The sequence below is a fragment of the Methanomicrobia archaeon genome, from assembly GCA_016930255.1.
Taxonomy (GTDB): domain Archaea; phylum Halobacteriota; class Syntropharchaeia; order Alkanophagales; family Methanospirareceae; genus JACGMN01.
Genome location: JAFGHB010000021.1, coordinates 14,653 through 33,336, shown reverse-complemented (window position 1 = coordinate 33,336; position 18,684 = coordinate 14,653). Strand labels below are relative to the sequence as shown.

Annotated in this window: 18 protein-coding genes and 1 pseudogene; 6 read left to right on the top strand and 13 right to left on the bottom strand. The window is 46.9% G+C overall.

Annotated elements, in window-relative coordinates; all coding sequences use genetic code 11:
* The first annotated feature begins 45 nt into the window (after window positions 1–45).
* Window positions 46–1,446, top strand: coding sequence for a V-type ATP synthase subunit B (locus JW878_03255; protein MBN1762086.1), 1,401 nt, complete (start codon window positions 46–48; stop codon window positions 1,444–1,446).
* 69 nt (window positions 1,447–1,515) lie between these two features.
* On the opposite strand, the pseudogene JW878_03250 reads toward JW878_03255, so the two are convergent.
* From JW878_03250 to JW878_03230, 5 genes and pseudogenes are all read right to left on the bottom strand, one after another.
* Window positions 1,516–1,745, bottom strand: a pseudogene (locus JW878_03250) (type II toxin-antitoxin system HicA family toxin).
* Window positions 1,717–1,947: a type II toxin-antitoxin system HicB family antitoxin gene (locus JW878_03245; GenBank protein ID MBN1762085.1), complete on the bottom strand. Its 231-nt coding sequence runs from the start codon at window positions 1,945–1,947 to the stop codon at window positions 1,717–1,719. The pseudogene JW878_03250 and the gene JW878_03245 overlap by 29 nt, the downstream one beginning before the upstream one ends.
* A gap of 46 nt (window positions 1,948–1,993) precedes the next feature.
* The gene (locus JW878_03240) at window positions 1,994–2,176 is read right to left on the bottom strand and encodes a type II toxin-antitoxin system HicB family antitoxin (GenBank protein ID MBN1762084.1); all 183 of its coding nucleotides are present in this window, start codon (window positions 2,174–2,176) and stop codon (window positions 1,994–1,996) included.
* A gap of 318 nt (window positions 2,177–2,494) precedes the next feature.
* Window positions 2,495–2,752 carry a hypothetical protein gene (locus JW878_03235; protein MBN1762083.1) on the bottom strand — a complete coding sequence of 86 codons (258 nt, stop codon included), beginning with the start codon at window positions 2,750–2,752 and terminating at the stop codon, window positions 2,495–2,497.
* A gap of 373 nt (window positions 2,753–3,125) precedes the next feature.
* Complete coding sequence (locus tag JW878_03230; protein ID MBN1762082.1) at window positions 3,126–3,710, bottom strand: uracil-DNA glycosylase; 585 nt, start codon at window positions 3,708–3,710, stop codon at window positions 3,126–3,128.
* A gap of 216 nt (window positions 3,711–3,926) precedes the next feature.
* Between JW878_03230 and JW878_03225 the strand changes: the two genes are divergently transcribed.
* The 3 genes from JW878_03225 to JW878_03215 all read left to right on the top strand — a co-directional run bounded on the left by JW878_03225 (window position 3,927) and on the right by JW878_03215 (window position 5,574).
* Entirely contained in the window at window positions 3,927–4,166 is a 240-nt protein-coding gene (locus JW878_03225) for a hypothetical protein (protein MBN1762081.1), read from the top strand.
* A 402-nt stretch (window positions 4,167–4,568) separates the two neighbouring features.
* Window positions 4,569–4,880, top strand: coding sequence for a GYD domain-containing protein (locus JW878_03220; protein ID MBN1762080.1), 312 nt, complete (start codon window positions 4,569–4,571; stop codon window positions 4,878–4,880).
* A 415-nt stretch (window positions 4,881–5,295) separates the two neighbouring features.
* Entirely contained in the window at window positions 5,296–5,574 is a 279-nt protein-coding gene (locus tag JW878_03215) for a hypothetical protein (GenBank protein ID MBN1762079.1), read from the top strand.
* 85 nt (window positions 5,575–5,659) lie between these two features.
* Here JW878_03215 and JW878_03210 read toward each other — a convergent pair whose 3' ends face one another.
* Window positions 5,660–6,166, bottom strand: coding sequence for a hypothetical protein (locus tag JW878_03210; GenBank protein MBN1762078.1), 507 nt, complete (start codon window positions 6,164–6,166; stop codon window positions 5,660–5,662).
* A 217-nt stretch (window positions 6,167–6,383) separates the two neighbouring features.
* Between JW878_03210 and JW878_03205 the strand changes: the two genes are divergently transcribed.
* The gene (locus JW878_03205) at window positions 6,384–7,586 is read left to right on the top strand and encodes a cation diffusion facilitator family transporter (protein MBN1762077.1); all 1,203 of its coding nucleotides are present in this window, start codon (window positions 6,384–6,386) and stop codon (window positions 7,584–7,586) included.
* Window positions 7,587–7,599: 13 nt separating this feature from the next.
* Here JW878_03205 and zupT read toward each other — a convergent pair whose 3' ends face one another.
* A complete protein-coding gene (zupT, locus tag JW878_03200; GenBank protein ID MBN1762076.1) occupies window positions 7,600–8,358 on the bottom strand; it encodes a zinc transporter ZupT in 759 nt (252 codons plus the stop codon).
* 105 nt (window positions 8,359–8,463) lie between these two features.
* Here zupT and JW878_03195 point away from each other — a divergent pair, with 105 nt between their 5' ends.
* Window positions 8,464–9,198: a SagB/ThcOx family dehydrogenase gene (locus JW878_03195; GenBank protein MBN1762075.1), complete on the top strand. Its 735-nt coding sequence runs from the start codon at window positions 8,464–8,466 to the stop codon at window positions 9,196–9,198.
* 140 nt (window positions 9,199–9,338) lie between these two features.
* Here JW878_03195 and JW878_03190 read toward each other — a convergent pair whose 3' ends face one another.
* From JW878_03190 to JW878_03165, 6 genes are all read right to left on the bottom strand, one after another.
* Window positions 9,339–9,554, bottom strand: a complete 216-nt coding sequence (locus JW878_03190) for a hypothetical protein (GenBank protein MBN1762074.1) — start codon at window positions 9,552–9,554, stop codon at window positions 9,339–9,341.
* A 192-nt stretch (window positions 9,555–9,746) separates the two neighbouring features.
* On the bottom strand, window positions 9,747–10,367 hold the full coding sequence (locus JW878_03185; GenBank protein MBN1762073.1) for a hypothetical protein: 621 nt from the start codon (window positions 10,365–10,367) through the stop codon (window positions 9,747–9,749).
* Between the two features lie 21 nt (window positions 10,368–10,388).
* Complete coding sequence (locus tag JW878_03180) at window positions 10,389–10,982, bottom strand: isoprenylcysteine carboxylmethyltransferase family protein (GenBank protein MBN1762072.1); 594 nt, start codon at window positions 10,980–10,982, stop codon at window positions 10,389–10,391.
* A gap of 131 nt (window positions 10,983–11,113) precedes the next feature.
* Window positions 11,114–15,613: an Hsp70 family protein gene (locus tag JW878_03175; GenBank protein MBN1762071.1), complete on the bottom strand. Its 4,500-nt coding sequence runs from the start codon at window positions 15,611–15,613 to the stop codon at window positions 11,114–11,116.
* Between the two features lie 326 nt (window positions 15,614–15,939).
* Window positions 15,940–17,229, bottom strand: a complete 1,290-nt coding sequence (locus JW878_03170; GenBank protein ID MBN1762070.1) for a cysteate synthase — start codon at window positions 17,227–17,229, stop codon at window positions 15,940–15,942.
* Between the two features lie 21 nt (window positions 17,230–17,250).
* Window positions 17,251–18,510: a methanogenesis marker 16 metalloprotein gene (locus tag JW878_03165; protein MBN1762069.1), complete on the bottom strand. Its 1,260-nt coding sequence runs from the start codon at window positions 18,508–18,510 to the stop codon at window positions 17,251–17,253.
* Window positions 18,511–18,684: the final 174 nt, after the last annotated feature.

Below are 18,684 nucleotides of genomic sequence, written 5' to 3'. Positions count from 1 at the left end.
GCTAAATATCGTATCAAAAAGGGAGATAAAGGTGAGATAGATAAAATGGCGGTAGATACTTCTGCACGTGAATACACAACGATAAGAGAAGCGGCAGGTCCGTTGATTGTGGTGGAGAACGTAGAGGGCGTTATGTACGGTGAAGTCGTGAAGATCGTTACACCGTCAGGCGAGGAGAAGAACGGGCAGGTGTTGGAAGCGAGCACCGGAGTTGCAGTGGTTCAGGTCTTCGAGGGCACCTCAGGCATAGACACGGCGAAGACGCGCGTGCGATTCACCGGCGATATCATGAGGATAAGCGTTTCTCAGGATATGGTAGGGCGATTCTTCGACGGTCTGGGCAGGCCGCGAGATGGCGGACCTGAAGTGATACCGGAAGACAGGCTCTCGGTTATCGGCGCGTCGATCAATCCTACTACCCGTGATTACCCCCGTGAGTTCATTCAGACGGGCATTTCCACCATTGACGGCATGAACACGCTGGTGCGCGGTCAGAAGTTACCGATATTCTCCGGCGCGGGCATGCCACACAACGCACTGGCAGCGCAAATCGCGCGGCAGGCGAAGGTGTTGAGCTCAGGCGAGCCGTTCTCCGTGGTCTTCGCAGCAATGGGGATTACGCATGAGGAGGCGTCGTTCTTCATGCACGATTTCGAACGCACGGGTGCAATCGAGCGGATCGTTGCGTTCCTTAACCTCGCGGACGACCCAGCAATCGAGCGATTCATCACGCCGCGAATGGCATTGACCGCGGCTGAGTTCCTCGCGTACGAGTATGATATGCACATCCTCGTTATCCTTACGGACATGACGAACTACTGTGAGGCGTTACGAGAGATTTCAGCGGCACGCGAAGAAGTGCCGGGACGACGCGGTTATCCTGGATACATGTACACCGATCTCTCGACCAATTACGAGCGTGCAGGCCGAATACGAGGTCGCAAAGGCTCGATTACCCAGATACCCATCCTGAGTATGCCGGATGACGATATCACGCATCCTATCCCTGACCTGACGGGCTATATTACCGAGGGGCAGTTCGTGCTCTCACGCGACCTGCACCGACGGGGTATCTATCCGCCAGTGGACGTGCTGCCGTCGTTGTCACGACTGATGAACGAAGGGATCGGTCCGGGACGGACGAGAGAAGACCATTCAGGCGTTTCCAATCAGCTCTATGCCGGTTACGCGGAAGGCAGAGATATGCGTGATCTGGTGGCCGTGGTCGGTGAAGAGGCGTTGACAACGAGGGATCGCCGGTTCCTGGAGTTCGCGGACGAGTTCGAGAAGCGGTTCGTGACGCAGAGCAAAGACGAGGACCGGAGCATAGAGGAGACGCTGGATCTCGGCTGGGACTTACTGGCAGCACTACCGGAAGGCGAACTCAAGCGAATCGACGAGCACATCATCAAGAAGTATCATCCGAGCTACCGGGCGAAGGCGTAATCAGGGTGTAGGGCAGACACAGAAAGAGCAGAAGGGGCCGAAGGCGGCAGTAACGGTCTGTCCTCATCCTTATTTACTTTTTAATTTTGAGAGGAATTCCTTTCGCTCTATCTTTGCTTGCTTCAGTATTGAGATTAACGTTCCAGGGGCTAACTCGCGGTGATTGGGAACGGTAACTAACAGCTTCCTCTCTTCATTCCATAAATGGATATGACTTCCTGTTTGACGGTAAACGTGGAATCCAAACCCCCCAGTACTTTAATGACCGCCTTAGCTGACAGTACTGGGAGTTTGGGCATGTTTCTCTACCTCAATGTCTAAAAAAGAGATTTTTCGATCCTTTGGCGCGAGTTCCATAAGGATCTGGTAATGCTCTTCAAGCCCTTTCTTTAAGTTCGCTATCGCTTCCTCTTCCGTTAATCCTTGATCCGCCACATTAGTTACCAAATCAACTGCCACGAAATACTTGCCTTCCTTATGGATCTGGATTATGGTTCTCATTCCCTTATTGTATTCTACATGCGGCGCCTATAAATATCTATCACGCTTAGGCTTTCACTAACCATTTTAACTTCTGGTTAAGCACCTCTAACAACGCTTCAATCGCTTCTTTTATGTTCCGCAATGCTTCCTCCTTTGTCTCGCCCTGGCTGATAGCGCCTGGTAATTCGAGACATTGCGCCGAATATCCGCCTTCTTCTTCCTTTTCAAGGATTATGGTGTACTTCATCGGTAGATATTACGTGGCTCATGTATAAAAGTTTTAGCGTAGCAGCTTTAATTGATTCTCCAGATTATTCTCACAGCCATAAGTGAGGGTTTTCATGCTACATCTTTCTCTCTGCATTAATTCGTCTTGCTCGTGATGCTATACAGTTTCTTTTCGATCCTTTGGTGCGAGTTCCATAAGGGTCTTGTAATGTTCTTCAAGCCCTTTCTTTAAGTTCGCTATCGCTTCCTCTTTTGGTTAAATAGTCCCCTATTCCTATCCTACTAAAAAAGAAGGTGGCAAAAAGGAAGAATCTCTCGATCTTGCCACCTATTTCGCTCATATTTTCCCTTTGCCGTTACACTTTGGACAGGTAATTTTCCCTATACCGCCACACTCAGGACAGGTTATCTCTCCGCTACCACCGCACTTCGAACATGTATCCTTTTCAGTTCTGTATTTGGTTACGGTCCCCGTACCGCCACACTCAGGACAGGTCTCTGTCACACCGCCTATCACATGCCCCAATACTTCTACACCGCCCACTATTACTTGCCCATCGCCGCCACACCGTGAACATGTAGACTCGTATGGCACCCTTTCAGTTACTTCGCCACTACCACTGCATTTGGGGCATGTGATAGTCTTAGCCCCATTACAAGTTGGACAGGTAACCGTTCCAACTCCGTTACATTCGTCGCACGTCGTAAGACCCAGACATCCTGCTGCTAAAATCGCCGCAAAAATGCAGATTAGCAATAGGTAACCAGTTTTCAGATTCTTTTTGCTCATATTCACACCCCTATAAGTTTGTATACAACATCGTTACACACTATATATAAATTTTTCGCTTTTTTTTGTTCAATAGCAAATTTCAATGATAAAACACGAATTTTTGTTAAAGTACCGATTTGAATGAAAAAAGCGCTCTTCAAAATTTATCCCCCGTGATTCAACCAAGAGAGGTCTCTTATAGACATTTCGAAAGCACCTTGAAATCCTCAAGTAGTGTCTCCATCATGTTCGGATTGTACGTCGCGACTGCCGGATGATAGAGCGGCACGATTTTAACGATACCTGTGATGGTGCTCACCGTGAAGACCGTACCGTGTATTTTACTGATTTTATCCTTCTTCGCGTGTAGCCCGAATTTGTCGAAGATGTAGGCTAACGAGAAGTTGCCGAGCGTCGCGATTATTTCGGGTTGGATGAGCGCCAGTTGCGCGTCCAGATACGGCGTGCACGCCAATATCTCGCCGATTCGAGGATCTCTGTTCCCCGGCGGGCGGCATTTCAAGACGTTCGCTATGTACACTTCTTCCCGTTTCAATCCAATGGCTGCCAGAAGCTCGTCGAGCACCCTGCCCGCTTTGCCCACGAATGGCTCGCCTTTCACATCTTCATAATAGCCTGGCGCTTCACCGATGAACATAATTCGTGCGGATAGCGAGCCCACACCGACTACCGGTGTCGTTCGCGTTTTACACAGCTCGCAGCGCGTGCAGGCTTTGACGCGCTTCGCTATGTCTTCCATGTCCTCTTCACGCTGATGCATGGTGCTCACTCTTTTTTATTTACTGCTCGATCAGTTTAATGCTTCTTATTATCTTCCTATTATTAACCACCCTAAGTTCAAACACAACTTCTTTGAGGCGTTCTACGGACGAACTCATAGCACAGCCCTGTATAGTGGCCTAATAAACATACTTGGTCTCAAGCCAACGGTGCAAGATAAGTTCGAGTTCAGACCCTACGATCCCACACTCGTGATGTGCACATAAAAACGGCTTTGCTCCTAAAGTGCCTTCTGCTACTCGCACTCTGCATCTTATTGGTCGGTCACGCGAGTGGCCAGATTACGCTGACTGTTGACATGCCACCCGGCTGGGCGTCGCCAAGATGCGGGGTCTGCCCCACGATGCGGCAAGTGAAGCGATGCAAGCGATTGGCAGAGGCATACGAGCCCTGGTTGCGGCTTCCGAGGAGGGATCATGAGGTAAGCGTGTCGTAGAATAGCTCAGCTTCACAGGATGCTAATCGATGGGTGGGTGGGTGGCGCGGCGTGGCGTGACGCGGGCTCACGTTGTGGTGTGCAGGGGAGCCATCACGGTGGAAACCAGAAGGAAGTGAGGAAGGAAAAGCTCCGCACGCGCTAACCATCAATTTTACGATCGCATGCACTGATGCGTGAAGGGCGGAGGCATCCGTGCTTTTTGGGTGCTTTAATCTGCGCATCGAACGCTTGGGAGGTGCGCGTTTGTTGGTTACTACCGTTAGCTTCGAAAGATAGTATGAGGGACGCGGAGCGATTCGTATCGTCACCTCGCGCCTTCATGCTGAGTGTTATTAAATCAAAATGTCCCGAAAGGTTTAAGTTTGAGCAGCGCATATGCCCTTTACGGGGTGCATACAAATGGGTGTCTATTTGATGCTGTCAAAACTTACGGAAAAAGGTAGAAAAGAAGTACGGGACAATCCCGAGAAGATAGAAAAGGTAAATGAAAGAGCGGAGCAGATGGGTGTGAAGATACTGAGCCAGTACGCTCTTTTCGGTGCCTATGATTTTGTGAACCTGTTGAAAGCGGACGACGACGAACTCATTATGAAATTAGCTATTGACATAACTGCGGGAGGCAAACTGGAAGTGCAGACATTCCCAGCGGTCCACGTAGATCGGTTCATCGAGATCATGAAGGGAGAACAGAAGATCGTGGAAGGGGTCTGATCAAGATAGAAGGCTCTTTCCCACTTATTTTTTGAGTGATCTCTTCTGGATAACCGTGAGGGCACACTGTACCTGTATTAAAAGCAAAACCAGCCATCACTAAAGCTGCATCCCTCTCTATTCACGCGGTCACCTTTGGGTAACAGCACCAGTGAGAACCAAAGCGGACACACAGTAAGAAACCACGCCACTATCTCCGTCCGAAGCCTGATAGGAGGATAAAAAAGTCATGGCCTTCCGTGGTGTGACCTTTATCTATCTATCTCCCAGACTCCCTCTTCTTCTCCCGAAAGGCATGGCCCAATACGTTCATAGGAAGAAAGGGGTATATAAAGTTTTCGATTGGGAATGCGAGCTCGGTATCGCAAAACTTATATAGCCCATGCGCCCATTTTTGACTTGGGTGAAGCTAAAAATGGAAGGAAAGTTTCCGCCTGATTGGGAGCGAGTGCCGGGTGAAAAGGTAGAGTATCGCAAGAAGCTCGGATCATTTGAAATGAGTGCGGTTGAAACGGAAGGCTTCTGTGATAAATGTAAGGAAAAGGGCCTGGGGTTTTCGTTCAGGACCGTAGACAGCCGTGGTGATTATATGGGGAAATCAGGAGCCTATTGGTGCCCTAAGTGCGGCGAAGGCATGAATCCAGAGGCGTACGAGGATTTCGTGCAGAGTGAGTTAATAACACCCGAGATGTGAGCAGCGCACTGTAAAACCGTCCCAGCTATAGGGTTGCACCGCTGTAAAAAGGCGCGTGATCCCTCTTTTATTTTTTCTTTTTCGATTACAGTATATAGTTGATACTCGATCGATCGAAGTCTTCAATCATTTCGAGCTCCAAATGCTCGATATTTTCGGGGCGGTAATCCGTTGCGGGGTAGGTGAGATTCGGGAAGAATTTGCTTATGTCGATGGCCATCTGCGTTACCACATGGGCCTCGCCAAAGAGGTCACCGGCGATCCAGTAGACCAAGTTTCTGGTCATTTTTTCGTCAATGTACCCCAAGGAATGGAGGTACTCGTGCAACAAGACGTGAAAGGCGTAGGCATTAAACAACTGTGGCTCGGTCTCGGATATCCGTCTCAAGGAGGTCCTGTTCATGACAATCGTCGTGGATCCAACAGGGTAGAAGGCGCCTATCCAGTAATCCTCGCCGCCACCCATCTCAGCCAATCCGAGAGTCAATCCCGCCCGACCCGTCTTCATAACTTTCCTGACAGCATCCTTTACGATTTCAAATATATCCGAAAGGTCTTTCGCCTCTTCCAATTTTACCGCATAGGATTTCATGGTATTCTATCTTTCCTCCCGTCCGTGCACAGGGTATGCTATTCTGCTATTACAACTTTATACATAAAAAACATTTAAAATTTGGTGGCTATTCATATTGCTTTTTTTGCGCTCCTTGCACGGTGAGCGGATCCGATAAACCCTACAAAGAGCGCTAGCATTAACGGGATGGTCTCCCGTATCCTTTATACTTAGTCGGAAAAATATATTAGATACGATGTTACAGTTAGAGCGGGATAAAAAAGCTGCTTTGGTATCCATAATCGTAACGACCTTTCTGGCCGTTATAAAATATTTCTTTGGGATTCTTTCAGGGAGTATTGCCCTGATTGCCGATGCGATTCATTCCTTTACTGACGTTATAAGTTCTATTGGCGTCTTAATAGGCCTCAGAATATCCGGCAGGAAACCTACAAAGGCGTTTCCTTATGGGTTTTATAAGGCCGAGAATATCGTCAGTTTGTTCCTCGCACTTGCGATTGTTTATGCCTGCTATGAGATTATCCGCACCTCAGTCGAAAAGTTCGGGACGGGTGTCCTGACAAATCTCCCCTTTGCAATCGCGACCGCTCTGACATCGTTAGTAGTCACGCTGCTGCTGAGTAGATATAAGCTTACGGTTGGCCGTGAGATGAAATCGCCCAGTTTAATTGCCGATGGCAAGCATACACAGGCTGATACGTACGCGTCCCTGGCCGTATTCGTCGGGCTGATGGGTTACTACGCTGGGCTCGCTTCCCTTGATGCGATTGCCGGTATCGTGGTCTCACTCTTTATCTTCAGAGCGGGCTACGAAATTTTGAAAGATTCAATAAAGGTTCTACTGGACGCATCGATCGATTATGACGGGCTTAATCGAATACGAGAACTCGTCTCTGCGAATTGCTGCGTGAGGAGAATACACGCGCTGAAAGCGAGAAGCTCCGGCAAATTCATTTTCATCGAGCTGGAAATCGAGACGAATATCAGCGATCTTGAACGGGCACATCACTTGAGCGATACGATTGAAGCGCAGATCAAATCAGAGATAACAAATGTCGATCGGGTTATCATCCACATGAAGCCTGAGGAGAAGGAATTTATACGCTATGCTGTCCCCTGCACGGACAATAACGGTGTGCGATCGAAAGTCTCGGAGCATTTCGGCGGGGCGGAATACTTCTGTATCTTTGATATACAAACCGCGGACAACGAGCTGACCGACATGCAATTCGTAAAAAATCCCTTTCTCGCGTTAGAAAAGAGGAAGGGGCTCAAGGTTGCGGAACTGCTGGTTACCAAGAAGATCGATAAACTGATTACGAAAGAAAGTATTGCACGCAAAAGCGCGTTTTATGTCCTAGATGATGCATACGTGGCATCAGAAAAGACCGATGCGGAAACGATAGGCGACATCGTTGCTGCGATTCAGGTTACGTAAGTAGAGCAGAGCATCATTCGAGGAGCGTAAGCGCGAGCATCATGACGAAGATGCCGAGTATGATGCCGATGTTGGTGAGGTGCTCGCTGCCGTACTTGTTGGCGATGGGAATGAGCTCGTCGAAGCAGATGAAGACCATGATCCCGGCGACAAGCGCGATCGAGGCGGCCAGGACGAACGTGTTCAGGAAGGGAAGAAGGAGGAGGATAGCGAGTATCGCACCGAGCGGCGCGGTCATCCCGGCGAGGAAGGAGTAGAGGCATGCTTTCCCTCTGTTGCCCGTAGCGCAATAGAGCGGCACCGCGCAGGCGACACCCTCTGGAATGTTGTGGAGCCCGATAGCGATTGCAATAGGTATCCCCAGTCTGAGATCTGCCAGGGAGACGAGCGCGACGGTCAAGCCTTCCGGGAAGTTGTGGAGTCCGATACCGAGCGTGGTCATGATTCCTCCCCGGTAGAGTCGATCGCAGTGCGTATCCGCCTGGCCGTCGAGGTGTATGTGCGGGATGAAGCGGTCAAGACCGTGAATCACGAGCAGTCCAATAAAGAAGAAGATGTTGGCGCGGAAGAGCCCGATGTCCACTTTCGCGCTGCAGAAGAGATCGACAAACGCGACAAAGATCATGACGCCCGTGGCAAAGCCAAGACTGACAGAGAGATAGCGCATATCAGGTTTTGGAATGACATAGGATATGAGGCTCCCGATGCCCGTAGCAAGTGCTGCCAGCGTGGTGAGGAGGAGCGCTTGATAAATCCCGAGTGTGGTCACCATAGCGTAGAGTATATACGGTGCAGGGTGCTAATAAAATGTACGCATTTCATGCTCAGCTCAAATCTGTTGTAGGGAGGTACAGGAGAAATTAGCGAGATGGTGGAAATGAATGGGGGAGGAAAGAAAGAAGGAATTGGCGATCGGTTTCAACAGGAATTGAAGTATCATCGTGGTCGTCTGCCCGCCTGGGATTTTGATTGGGCGCGTAAGCCTGAGCCGTATAAGCGGTATCCCGATGCGCCGAACGTGCCGCTGGATCGTCCAAAAACCGGCGACGGTGCGTCACTGTGGGCGGTCTTACAAAAAAGGCGTAGTGTTCGGCATTTCAGCGCAGGGCCAATAGCAAAATCGGAACTGTCGCAACTGCTGTGGGCTGCGCAGGGCATTACCGCACCGTGGGGTGCAAGAACCGCGCCATCCGCAGGCGCACTGTATCCGATAGAGACCTATCTCGTGATTAACTCGGTAACAGACGTTGAAGCCGGCGTCTATCACTACGCGGTAGATCGGCATGAGCTCGATCAGCTACGTGTGGGCGATTTCCGGCTTTCAGTTGCCCAGGCTGCGCTCGATCAGGAGATGGCGTACCATGCGAACGTGGTCTTCATCTGGACGGCGGTCTTCGAACGCTCACGGTGGAAATACAAGCAGCGCGCTTACCGCTACATCTATCTGGATGCCGGACATATAGCGCAGAACGTGGCGTTGGCTGCGGTCGCGTTGGATCTCGGCAGTTGCCAGATCGCAGCGCTCTACGATGACGAGGTAAACGAGTTAGTGGGCGTTGACGGCATCGAAGAAAGTGTGGTGTACATGACCGTGGTCGGAAAGGAAGAATGAGAATTTTGTAGGTGGGGCAATTTTAAGTCGATTCAGTTCCGATTGTTGTATGTTCTGAGTAAGGAAGAATGAAAGACCTGAGTGAGAGAGGCAGGCGACCGGAAAAGAGCTATTTCCTTAGCTGGCAGGTGCTCTTAGGACTATTCCTGATCGTAACCTCTGTTCTCCTTTATATGCTTCGTTACGTACGTGATTTTCCGGACGTTCATCATATCTTCATCTATACGGTGGGCAATATCGCCTTCGTGCCTATTGAGGTACTGCTGGTTCCGCTTCAGTATCTTCAGGACAGTGCGTGCATATTCGGACAGGGGTGTTGTTACCTTACAGAGGTACTTAAACGGTATAACCCTCACAGCTATTGAGGCTTATAGTAGTATCCTGAATTTGAGAACGGTTGGCGGGTATCTGGAGTTTGCGCTCAAAGCTCGTAATTTTGGTCATGTGAGTGCAACGAAACGAGTCAGATACCTGCCTGTTAGTGACCCGAGCGATAGAGAAGGCGAACAATCTGAAGTGTTTCGAAGTGTTTCTCGAAGTCCGCCTTTTCACAGATCTTTTTCTTCTTTTTCTTTCCGCAAATTCCACAATCCTACTATGAAGTTAAATCGGGGCACTTCTGCCATATACTCGCTGTACACAGTGCCCCATTTCCTTATACTAATCTTCTCTTCCAAGATGACGCCGATATAAAGATAAACAATCATAACAATGATGGCAGCAGCCGAAAGAATAGTAAACGGAACATGAGCGCTAAGAATAATCGGCAGCAAGATCGGCCACAGCACTCCACCGAGCGCGCCGGGATGCCTCATAATGCGATAGAGCCCCGTCTTGTAGAACGTAATGGTTTCATCAGCTTTTAGAAGTCCGCCTCGTTTACGATGAGAATACATCACCCAGGCCGCGAAGTACGTTCCAAGCGCCAGGAAACCGAGCGAAACGTAAATGATAATGGGCGGAAAACGAATCGCTGATAGTTGACCGGAGAACGTGAAGTTAAGCGGCAGCCAAAGTATGAAATACAGAACCCACGGGATAATCTCCCACCGTTCCTGTTCTAAAAGCCCTCTGTTCTGGAGTTCTCTGAAAGCTTCTTTGGGCGTGATCTCATCCACCCGCAGTTTTTCCATCAACTCTTTTACCCTGATTTCATCTTCCTTCGCCATCTTTAGTATCCCCTTAACTCTTCATTCCTCTTTTTTTCCGCTTCTTGGAATTAAAAAAGGGGTCCTTTTCTTATACTCTGCGTATTCTTGTCCGAATCGTGCCTCAAGTTCTTTCTCTTCGACGAATTTGATATACATAAGAAGAGCTAAGGTCATAAGTGCCAATAGTACAAATGAAGATAACGACCCGGTAAAGACCACAATTCCAAAATAAAGGATTATGGTCCCAAAAGCCATCGGATTTCTGCAATAAATATAGGGTGCTGTTACGACCAATTTCTGCGTCGGCATCAGTGGAGCTGGAGTTCCTTTACCCATTTTAAACTGGACCTGAATGGACCATATTGCAAATATTAGACCAGACAAGATCAGGAATATGGCAACAGTGAGATTTATAGGTTCAAATATTAGTCTTGGTATATTCAACCATCTGTCAATATAAGACGGTAACACGAGAAGGATAAGCGGTATAATTACTACAAATAATATGCCCAACGGTATGAGTAAAATAAATCTCTGTCTTGCTGTATATTCTTTCTTTGACCATTCAACAAATCTGTTTTTCATAGTACTTCCATCTCTTATAAACCAAATTAAATCTGTATTAAATCCCATTCTTCTTAAAGATGGCGTTCGGGATTTCATATAACGTTATCGAGCTTTGCGAAGTGTGAAGCATTTGGGCGCAGTGAAACGGAGCCGCAAAGCTCGTGTTATGTGATGGCTCTGGCATGCATTTCACAATTTTATTTAATCTTAGTGGATCCATATTTCATTAAGTACTTTCTGACCAAATGAACCGGCAACGCTACCGGCTGATCTTCCACAGCAAACATCCCTTTTTCACTCTTCCCTATTCCATATCTAATGAGAGTAACAATACCAACAACTTCCCCCAAGTCATTTATTAACGGACCTCCGCTCATTCCACTTCCAATTTTTGCATCTATAAAAATGACACGTTCCGATGAAGCATCGATGTTCCTGATGGAATTGACGATTCCTTTTGATATGTAGATATTCTCGCTGTGCACATTAGAGCTTGGAGAATGGAACCCGATCGATAGAACTTGTTCACCTGGCTCCACAAAGTTAAACTCACCCAATCTGAAAGGCTTCAGATTACCACTTACTTTCAATACTGCTAGATCATTGATTGGATTCAATTCTATATCATCAGCGTTATAGATTCCACATTTGCCGATAATTTTTAGATTTGATGGTGTCGTTCCCTCAATCACATGACGATTTGTAACAATTAGATTTGGAGCAATGCAAAAGCCACTACCAGAGAAAGGGCCATGTTGCTGAGAAATTCCTTGAATCATAAAAACAGAATCATCCACAGTTTTTAGGAAAGTATTTAATCGATTGAAATCCGGATAGATTATCCCAAACAAATTGCCAAATCTTTTATGCGCAACCCTATATTCATCTCTCAATCCTATCCGGGCATAACATTTCAGAAGAAGATAGAAGGCTTCCTTCGTCAAGCCTTCTGCACTCGATGCGAGAGGTTCCAGTACTTCCTTTGCCTTATTAGCTCTTCCTGCTGAGAGATGATAATTGGCCATTTCCAGAGGGGTCATTTTCTCGGTGTCAGGTTCCATAGATTGCAAAATTTGTATCCAATTCGTCACGATATTTGTGACATTCTTCTCAACTGATTCTATGACATTTTCTAGAGCCTCATCGTAATTTGACAAGGCATCAATTCGTTCTTTCAACTTTGAAACGATATCTTTATCACTAAAATCTAAATGTCTGACTTCAGTTTGCCTTAGATTGTTGATTACTGAAGCAAATTTATCTCTATATTTCGGAATATCATAGATAAACTTATCTTTTTTTGGAAACATATTTTGAATTGCCTTGGTCTGATCCTTATCAGCCCTGTAAAGCCGTGCGTTGACCTCTACTTTCTCATGAAATAATTCAAAGAAATCCTTGATAGACTGCTCAGCAACTTTAATTGCTTTATTACAAGACGATTTTGAATGCTCGATTTCCATCCTTACTTTTTCTAAGTCTTTCTCTAATGAATGGATATTTTCACTTTCTGCAAAGTATCTGCTTAAATTTTGTTTCTCTACAGGTGAAAGCGTAACAGCGCCCTCAATTCTTATTGACTGCTTATTGCCTGTTGCTTTATCCACAGCTGTAACAGTTAAGATACAATCGACACCTATATCAAACGTTACTTCTATTTGAGGAGTGCCAGCAGGAGCAGGTAGAATACCGCCAAGAACAAAATCCCCCAAGAGATAATTCTTGTGTGGCTCTTTTGATTCGCCTTGATATATCTCTATATGAACGTTAGATTGATTATCTTCTTTTGTCGTATAAATATGCGATTTCTGAATTGGGATTGTCGAGTTTTTCTCTATTAATCCACTAATCTCTTTTTCGCCCATACTGGAATCTTTCTTTAATGTTGCAATGCCGAGACTGTAAGGAACTACATCCAAGAGTAACGTTTGTGTTAAATCACCTGAAAGAATAGCTGCCTCTAATGCATCTCCCATTGCCACTGCAGTTCCTGGATCGATACCCCTTAAATGTTTTGCACGAATAATCTTTTCAGCCAACTCACTGACTACTGGCATCTTTGTAGCATTCCCTACTAAAATGAAATGATGTAAATCTGAACCACTCTCTTTTATTGTCTTTTCGATTGTTTCCCCTATACGATCAAGAATAGATTTGGACAGTTTTTCTAATTCTTCCCTTTTCATTGTGAAAGTGTATTTAGGCCTATTCAAAAAATACACTAATTCCATTGTGTATTCGTTTACTGAAGACAAATTTATCTTTAAGTTCTCACAGGCATCTATCAAGCGAGCGATCTCGGCCGGATGAGTCTTTTGACTAATATCTATCCCCAGAATCGCCTTTATATCTTTTACTACATGTCGAACCAGTTCAGCATCAATATCGCTTCCTCCTAGTTTTGTATCACCGCCTACGGTTTGGACATCATATACTCCTTCTCCTACATCCAGAATTGAGATATCCAGAGTCCCGCCACCTAAATCTATCACTGCTAATTTTCCCGTATATTGTTTTTTATAGCCGTAAGCAAATGCTGCCGCCGTAGGCTCGTGAAGTAGACGCCGAACACGAAGCCCTGTAATCTCAGCTGAATCTCTCGTAGCTCTCTTTTGATTATCATTGAAGTAAGCTGGTACGGATAAGACGACATCCTCCAGATGGCCATAGCCCTTTTGCTTATTCAGAAATTCCTTTAATACTTCTTCAGGAAATCTCAGATTGTTGCTCTCTAAAAGATCGTAAAACATTGCTTCTACTTTAGATTTCAAATACGCTTCAGCATTTAGTCTAAGCCTCTGAAGAATTTTCGCGACAGCTTCTTCGCTTCTATATTTTTTCCCTCCCAGCGAAAAACTTCCTCCCTCGCCAAGACTCCTTTTAACGCGAGCCACAACACAGTCGGGCGCAACTAAAGATCTCAGCCGAGCTGCGTCGCCAAAAATAGGATGATTATTTTCATCAACTCCAAAGAAAGAGGGTTCAAATTCAGAACCCCGAGAAGTAAGGATTATTTCCACTTTCTTGCTCTTTTTGTTAAATATTGCCGCTACTGAGTTCGTTGTTCCAAAATCAATTCCAAATATCGGAGAGTATGAACTGAGCACTTCATCCCTTGCTTTAGTAAAGTACCGTTTTAAATCCTCCTCACTTCCTGACAACAATTCTGACATTTTGTCTTGTATAACCCTGAAATGACTTGTCAGATTATGGGTCTTCGCAATAGATAAAGCTTTATCCAGATCTCGAAAAGTCCCAGACTTCATATAAATCTCAACAACTTTCTCAAATTCTCCTGCTCCTGTGTAAAGCTGAATTAGAATGTCTTGACTGGGGCTGGATGTTTTGAGATAACATTCAACTGCCTTATTGAAGTGTCGAATGTTTTCATATAACGCATAAGCTTTATCATATATTTCTGCTGATTCATATAACCTAGCTGCTCGTAATAAATTACCTCCTTTTTCGTGCAGCTCTGCTAATCTTATTTTCGCAACATTTCTGTCTTCCTGCCCCTCAAAATGCTCAGATGCCACATAGATGGCAAGATTGAACAGATTTGCTTTTTCATACAATAAACTGGCAAGGTTTAAATCCTTTAAAACTTCTTCAGCGATTCTTCCAGCATCTTCAAAATGTCCGGCTTTTTCTTCAAGTTTTAGTCTGTCTCTGTATATTAACTTAATATCTTTCTCCGATGTGGCAGAGGCAACTTTTCTATCAAAATGCTGACGACCTAACAATAAGATTTCTTCTCTCTCGGAAAATTTACATTCTGTAACATCTGCTAATTCCATTGCACCTATGAAGTCATGACTTTTTATCTTTACCTCCATCCGCTTTCTTGCCGTTTCTTTTATCAAATCGAAATATTCATTAGGAGATTCAAGACCCGCAGCGAATTCACGTGCTTCAAGGAATCTTTCCATTCTGATAAAAAGTTTTACTTTACGTTCTGGTTTGACGACGAATTTTAAGGCCTTTTCCAAATCCCCCAACGATTCAGCAGCCCTTGAAACTCCTTCTTTATCTCCGATATCTTCGTAAATCTTGCACGCCTCCAGATACAGTTCTGCTTTCTCATAACATCTTGCAGCGTTGCCGAAAGCTCCTTCTTTGGCATATAGAAAAGCGGCTTCTTTGAATTGTCCAATAATCTCTCTTACTCGTGAATTATCGGGAATACTCTCTATCGAAAATTTAGCTATATTTTTGAGAACATCCCCCATTGTTGGGCTCTTTCTAATATCTCCGTTATATTTTTCCCAAGATATTATCGCTTTTGTAACGTATTTTTTATTAATAATATTATCCTTTGCCATACGCATAGCTAGTTCGTTGGCTTGACCTCGCTTTGCTAGAATTTCTATGGCTTCCATATCGAATTCAAACTGGTCACACATCTTAAGTGCAGCGGAATCCAGCTTGTTCTCTTCCAAGAAACTGACAGCTTGTTTAAGGCAGGCTGATGAAATTTTCTTTTCTAATGAAGTAATATCCGCAATATTCGGGCCATATGATAAAATTAAATTAGAAAGGAGCTGAGCCTTCTTTTTCCTAAATAGAAGCATAAACTCTTTGAAAAAAACAGAGATCATTTCTTGTTGATTGTTAGCTGAAATAGCTTTATGCAATTTTTTCTCGAGTCTAGCTGCTTTCTTTTCAGGCGAGAAGTAGGTTTTTAGAAAATTGGTCATTGTACCTTCTCCCAACCAAGTTAGGATTTGCGAACTTTATTGTTAGATTTCCACTGCCAGAGCTTTCATATAACTCGTTTATATCCGAACCGGTTCGTATATCATACCATTTCGATGTTATATCTGAAGTACTTCGTATATACCTCCCTCTGGTGGAACTTCCCAGCTCACCGATGTTCCTCCCGCCCATCTTTTCACAACGCCTCCTGGCTCTTTCTCAAATAACCCATCTAACGGGCGTTTTGTCTTACCTCTATCTTTGTTACCGATTGTATATATATCTTTTGTATCTCCAACGTTTATTCCAATAACTCAGTTTTATCACGTTACGGTGCCCTAAAAAACTCCCTCAGCTCCTTTTCAACGTCATCCAACGCCCCTTGATCAGAGGGTTTCATCTCACACCGTGCTCCGATTTCGTACCGTTTACAATCTTCTTTCACTCGTTTATAACCGCCGCCGGTGATATTCAGCAAAATCCTGTCCTCCGTTTTAACGACCCCGTCATCCACGGCTTTTATCAAAGACGCAACCGCCACGGATGCCGCAGGGTCAAGATCGATCCCTTCCTCACCCTCGAATAATTTCTCTGCTTCCCGTGCCTCGTCGTTCGTTATTCCGTACATCGTCCCGTTCGTACTCGAAAGCATATCGTAGACGCCGCCTCTGATGGAATACGGCGGATTCCTTGTGGAGAGCACGTCGGCGTACATCTGCTGAATCGCCGATTCTGCATCTTTCATGTCCATATCTGCGATGAACTCCGCTCGACCAGCCTGCCAGGCACTGACCATAGGCGCGAACGGGAAATTCTGCGCGATCACGATCCTCGGCATTTTCGTACCAAAGCGGCCATCGTCAATGAGCCTGCTAAACGCTTCCCACGCGGCGATCGCGCCCGTGCCGCTGCCCACCGCCTGGAAATAATAGTCCGGCAGACCGCTCATTGCGAATGCTGCTTCAAGCTCGACCACACCCATGCCATCCCTTCTCGCTACGTTCTTTACTCCGCCTTCTTCTACGAGCCCCTCCATCTGTACTATCTGCTTGCCGACGGCGATGGCATCCGAGTAATCGCCATCCACGGCGATCAAGAAGATGCTGTCGTGGTTGCCCGTAGTCGTCCACATCCGCGGGAGAGAACCGCTTGGCACGACTGTGACAACGGGCATGCCCGTTGCAGCGGCGACCTCCGCAAACGCTCGTGACGTATTCCCAGCCGAAGCCACGATCACGATTTTCCCGCCTGCGCGTTCTTTCACGCGTTGTACCGTCGGCAGTGCCTCTAACTCCTTGAATGTGCAGGTCTTCATGAACGCCCCTCGCTCCGGCCAGTACCCGCTAAACCCTATGTACAAATTCATCAGTCCAAGTTCTTTTCCGAATCCGTCGCTTTTGTACGTGATCGGACTCGCACTCGTCGGTATCGCCTCGTCCACGGGCAGCCAGTCAATATAGTTGAACATGCCCTGTCCCGAACGTTTCTGTATCTGCTTTTTGCTATACACCGTCCGTAACAGCGAATCGTGACCTTCAGGACACGTATTTGTATAGCCGTCGGTAACTACAAGCTCTCCGCCTTCCACACATTTCAAATGATACTTTTCTGTTCCCATTCTTCATTTCACCTGTTCGCTTCAAATGTTAAGCCGTGCTACCCGCTCCACAAGCGTGAAACTGCCGTCCAAAATCTTCTGCTTCAGCATCGCCGCTAATTGTGCCGCCCGTTTCCTGTCTGACTGCCGCAGAGTCACCGGGATCTCCTTGCCCGCAACCGTAACAACGCCGAGATCGGAGTTAAAGGCTCCGCCCGTGCATACTGGTACGCATGCACCGCAGTTGCAGCATACAGCCTCGTTCAGCTCTTTGGTCAGAGCATCAAAAGCTCCCATCGGGCACCGGCTCACAACCTGACACTCTTCGCATTCGATACAGCTTGAGCGAACGAACCGCACGGAAACGTCACGCCAGACATCGGCATAGGTGATTTCACCCACCGGCAGTCTGGTATGGACATCCATAACACCCAGCGGTATCGCCTCATCGAGCTTCTTGGCGGTCTCCAGCACGCGCTCGTTCACTATCGGGATAGGCACTGCCCAGGAATTTACTATCTCTGGCCCTGCGGAAGTCCGAAAACCACCGATATACTCAGGCTGCATCCCGTGCATATCTGCGATACCCATCAAATTCGGCTTTTCCGCAGAGCTCCGTGTGCCCTGACCGATAACAAAACCCTCGGCGCCGTTCATCAAGATTTTCGTGCCTATGCCGATCGTCTCCAAAAGCGGATCTTTCTCCAGAGGGTTCAACTCGCCACAGCCCGAGAACGACAGTTTCTTACACGGGCCTTTCAAGTTGTCCACGGAAAATATCGATGCTACTTCGCCCTCGTGCGCATTGACAAAGGCAAAATAGTTCTTAAACGCATTACGCGTGCTGCAGAGTCTCGCAAACGGGATATCATCGAGCGTCGTTGTCGTTTCGAGCTCTTGACCGTCTGCGGTTTCCACCACGACCGCTATCTCTTCATGCGCAACCAGCGCTCTGAACAGATGCCCGCCCCCATAGCTGTTATCCCTGCGGGAGGACCCGTAAACGATTACATCCACGATCCCCAGCCGCTCGTTCGGGCAGGGCCCCACAAATGCCGGCACACCGTTCAAGAAGACTTTTGCTGCACGCTCAAACGCGTCTCGTTCCGCGACAGGAAACGAAAGGGCTGCATACGTTCCGCTCATCACGCCGCACGTAGCAGAAGTGACGACATCTACAGCTTCAAATCCGATCTCCTCACCATCCCGTACGCTGTTGCAAAGCTCCTCGGCAGTCATCACCACCGCCGTCTCGCTTTCTACTTTCTCGGCTATCTCCGCTACGGTCCTTCTCTTCGCCATGTTCTTCTCTTCACGGTTACTCTGCTCTTATCTTATATGCTTATTCGCTTCATTACTCTAAAAAACCACGGGGCTCGCGTTTCTACGTGCCCTTTCGGGTTTCTATCGTGGTCGGCACTGGAATGCCCATTTGTACAATACCGCAGGCAATAGTTTATATATAAGTGGCTGCCC

What these genes read in the sequence shown, in the direction of transcription:
- JW878_03220 (MBN1762080.1), top strand. Translation starts at nt 4,569, where the DNA reads ATGGGTGTCTATTTGATGCTGTCAAAACTTACGGAAAAAGGTAGAAAA.
- JW878_03210 (MBN1762078.1), bottom strand. Translation starts at nt 6,166, where the DNA reads ATGAAATCCTATGCGGTAAAATTGGAAGAGGCGAAAGACCTTTCGGAT.
- JW878_03180 (MBN1762072.1), bottom strand. Translation starts at nt 10,982, where the DNA reads ATGGGATTTAATACAGATTTAATTTGGTTTATAAGAGATGGAAGTACT.
- JW878_03240 (MBN1762084.1), bottom strand. Translation starts at nt 2,176, where the DNA reads ATGAAGTACACCATAATCCTTGAAAAGGAAGAAGAAGGCGGATATTCG.
- JW878_03170 (MBN1762070.1), bottom strand. Translation starts at nt 17,229, where the DNA reads ATGGGAACAGAAAAGTATCATTTGAAATGTGTGGAAGGCGGAGAGCTT.
- JW878_03245 (MBN1762085.1), bottom strand. Translation starts at nt 1,947, where the DNA reads ATGAGAACCATAATCCAGATCCATAAGGAAGGCAAGTATTTCGTGGCA.
- zupT (MBN1762076.1), bottom strand. Translation starts at nt 8,358, where the DNA reads ATGGTGACCACACTCGGGATTTATCAAGCGCTCCTCCTCACCACGCTG.
- JW878_03215 (MBN1762079.1), top strand. Translation starts at nt 5,296, where the DNA reads ATGGAAGGAAAGTTTCCGCCTGATTGGGAGCGAGTGCCGGGTGAAAAG.
- JW878_03195 (MBN1762075.1), top strand. Translation starts at nt 8,464, where the DNA reads ATGAATGGGGGAGGAAAGAAAGAAGGAATTGGCGATCGGTTTCAACAG.
- JW878_03175 (MBN1762071.1), bottom strand. Translation starts at nt 15,613, where the DNA reads ATGACCAATTTTCTAAAAACCTACTTCTCGCCTGAAAAGAAAGCAGCT.
- JW878_03255 (MBN1762086.1), top strand. Translation starts at nt 46, where the DNA reads ATGGCGGTAGATACTTCTGCACGTGAATACACAACGATAAGAGAAGCG.
- JW878_03185 (MBN1762073.1), bottom strand. Translation starts at nt 10,367, where the DNA reads ATGGCGAAGGAAGATGAAATCAGGGTAAAAGAGTTGATGGAAAAACTG.
- JW878_03165 (MBN1762069.1), bottom strand. Translation starts at nt 18,510, where the DNA reads ATGGCGAAGAGAAGGACCGTAGCGGAGATAGCCGAGAAAGTAGAAAGC.
- JW878_03230 (MBN1762082.1), bottom strand. Translation starts at nt 3,710, where the DNA reads ATGCATCAGCGTGAAGAGGACATGGAAGACATAGCGAAGCGCGTCAAA.
- JW878_03205 (MBN1762077.1), top strand. Translation starts at nt 6,384, where the DNA reads ATGTTACAGTTAGAGCGGGATAAAAAAGCTGCTTTGGTATCCATAATC.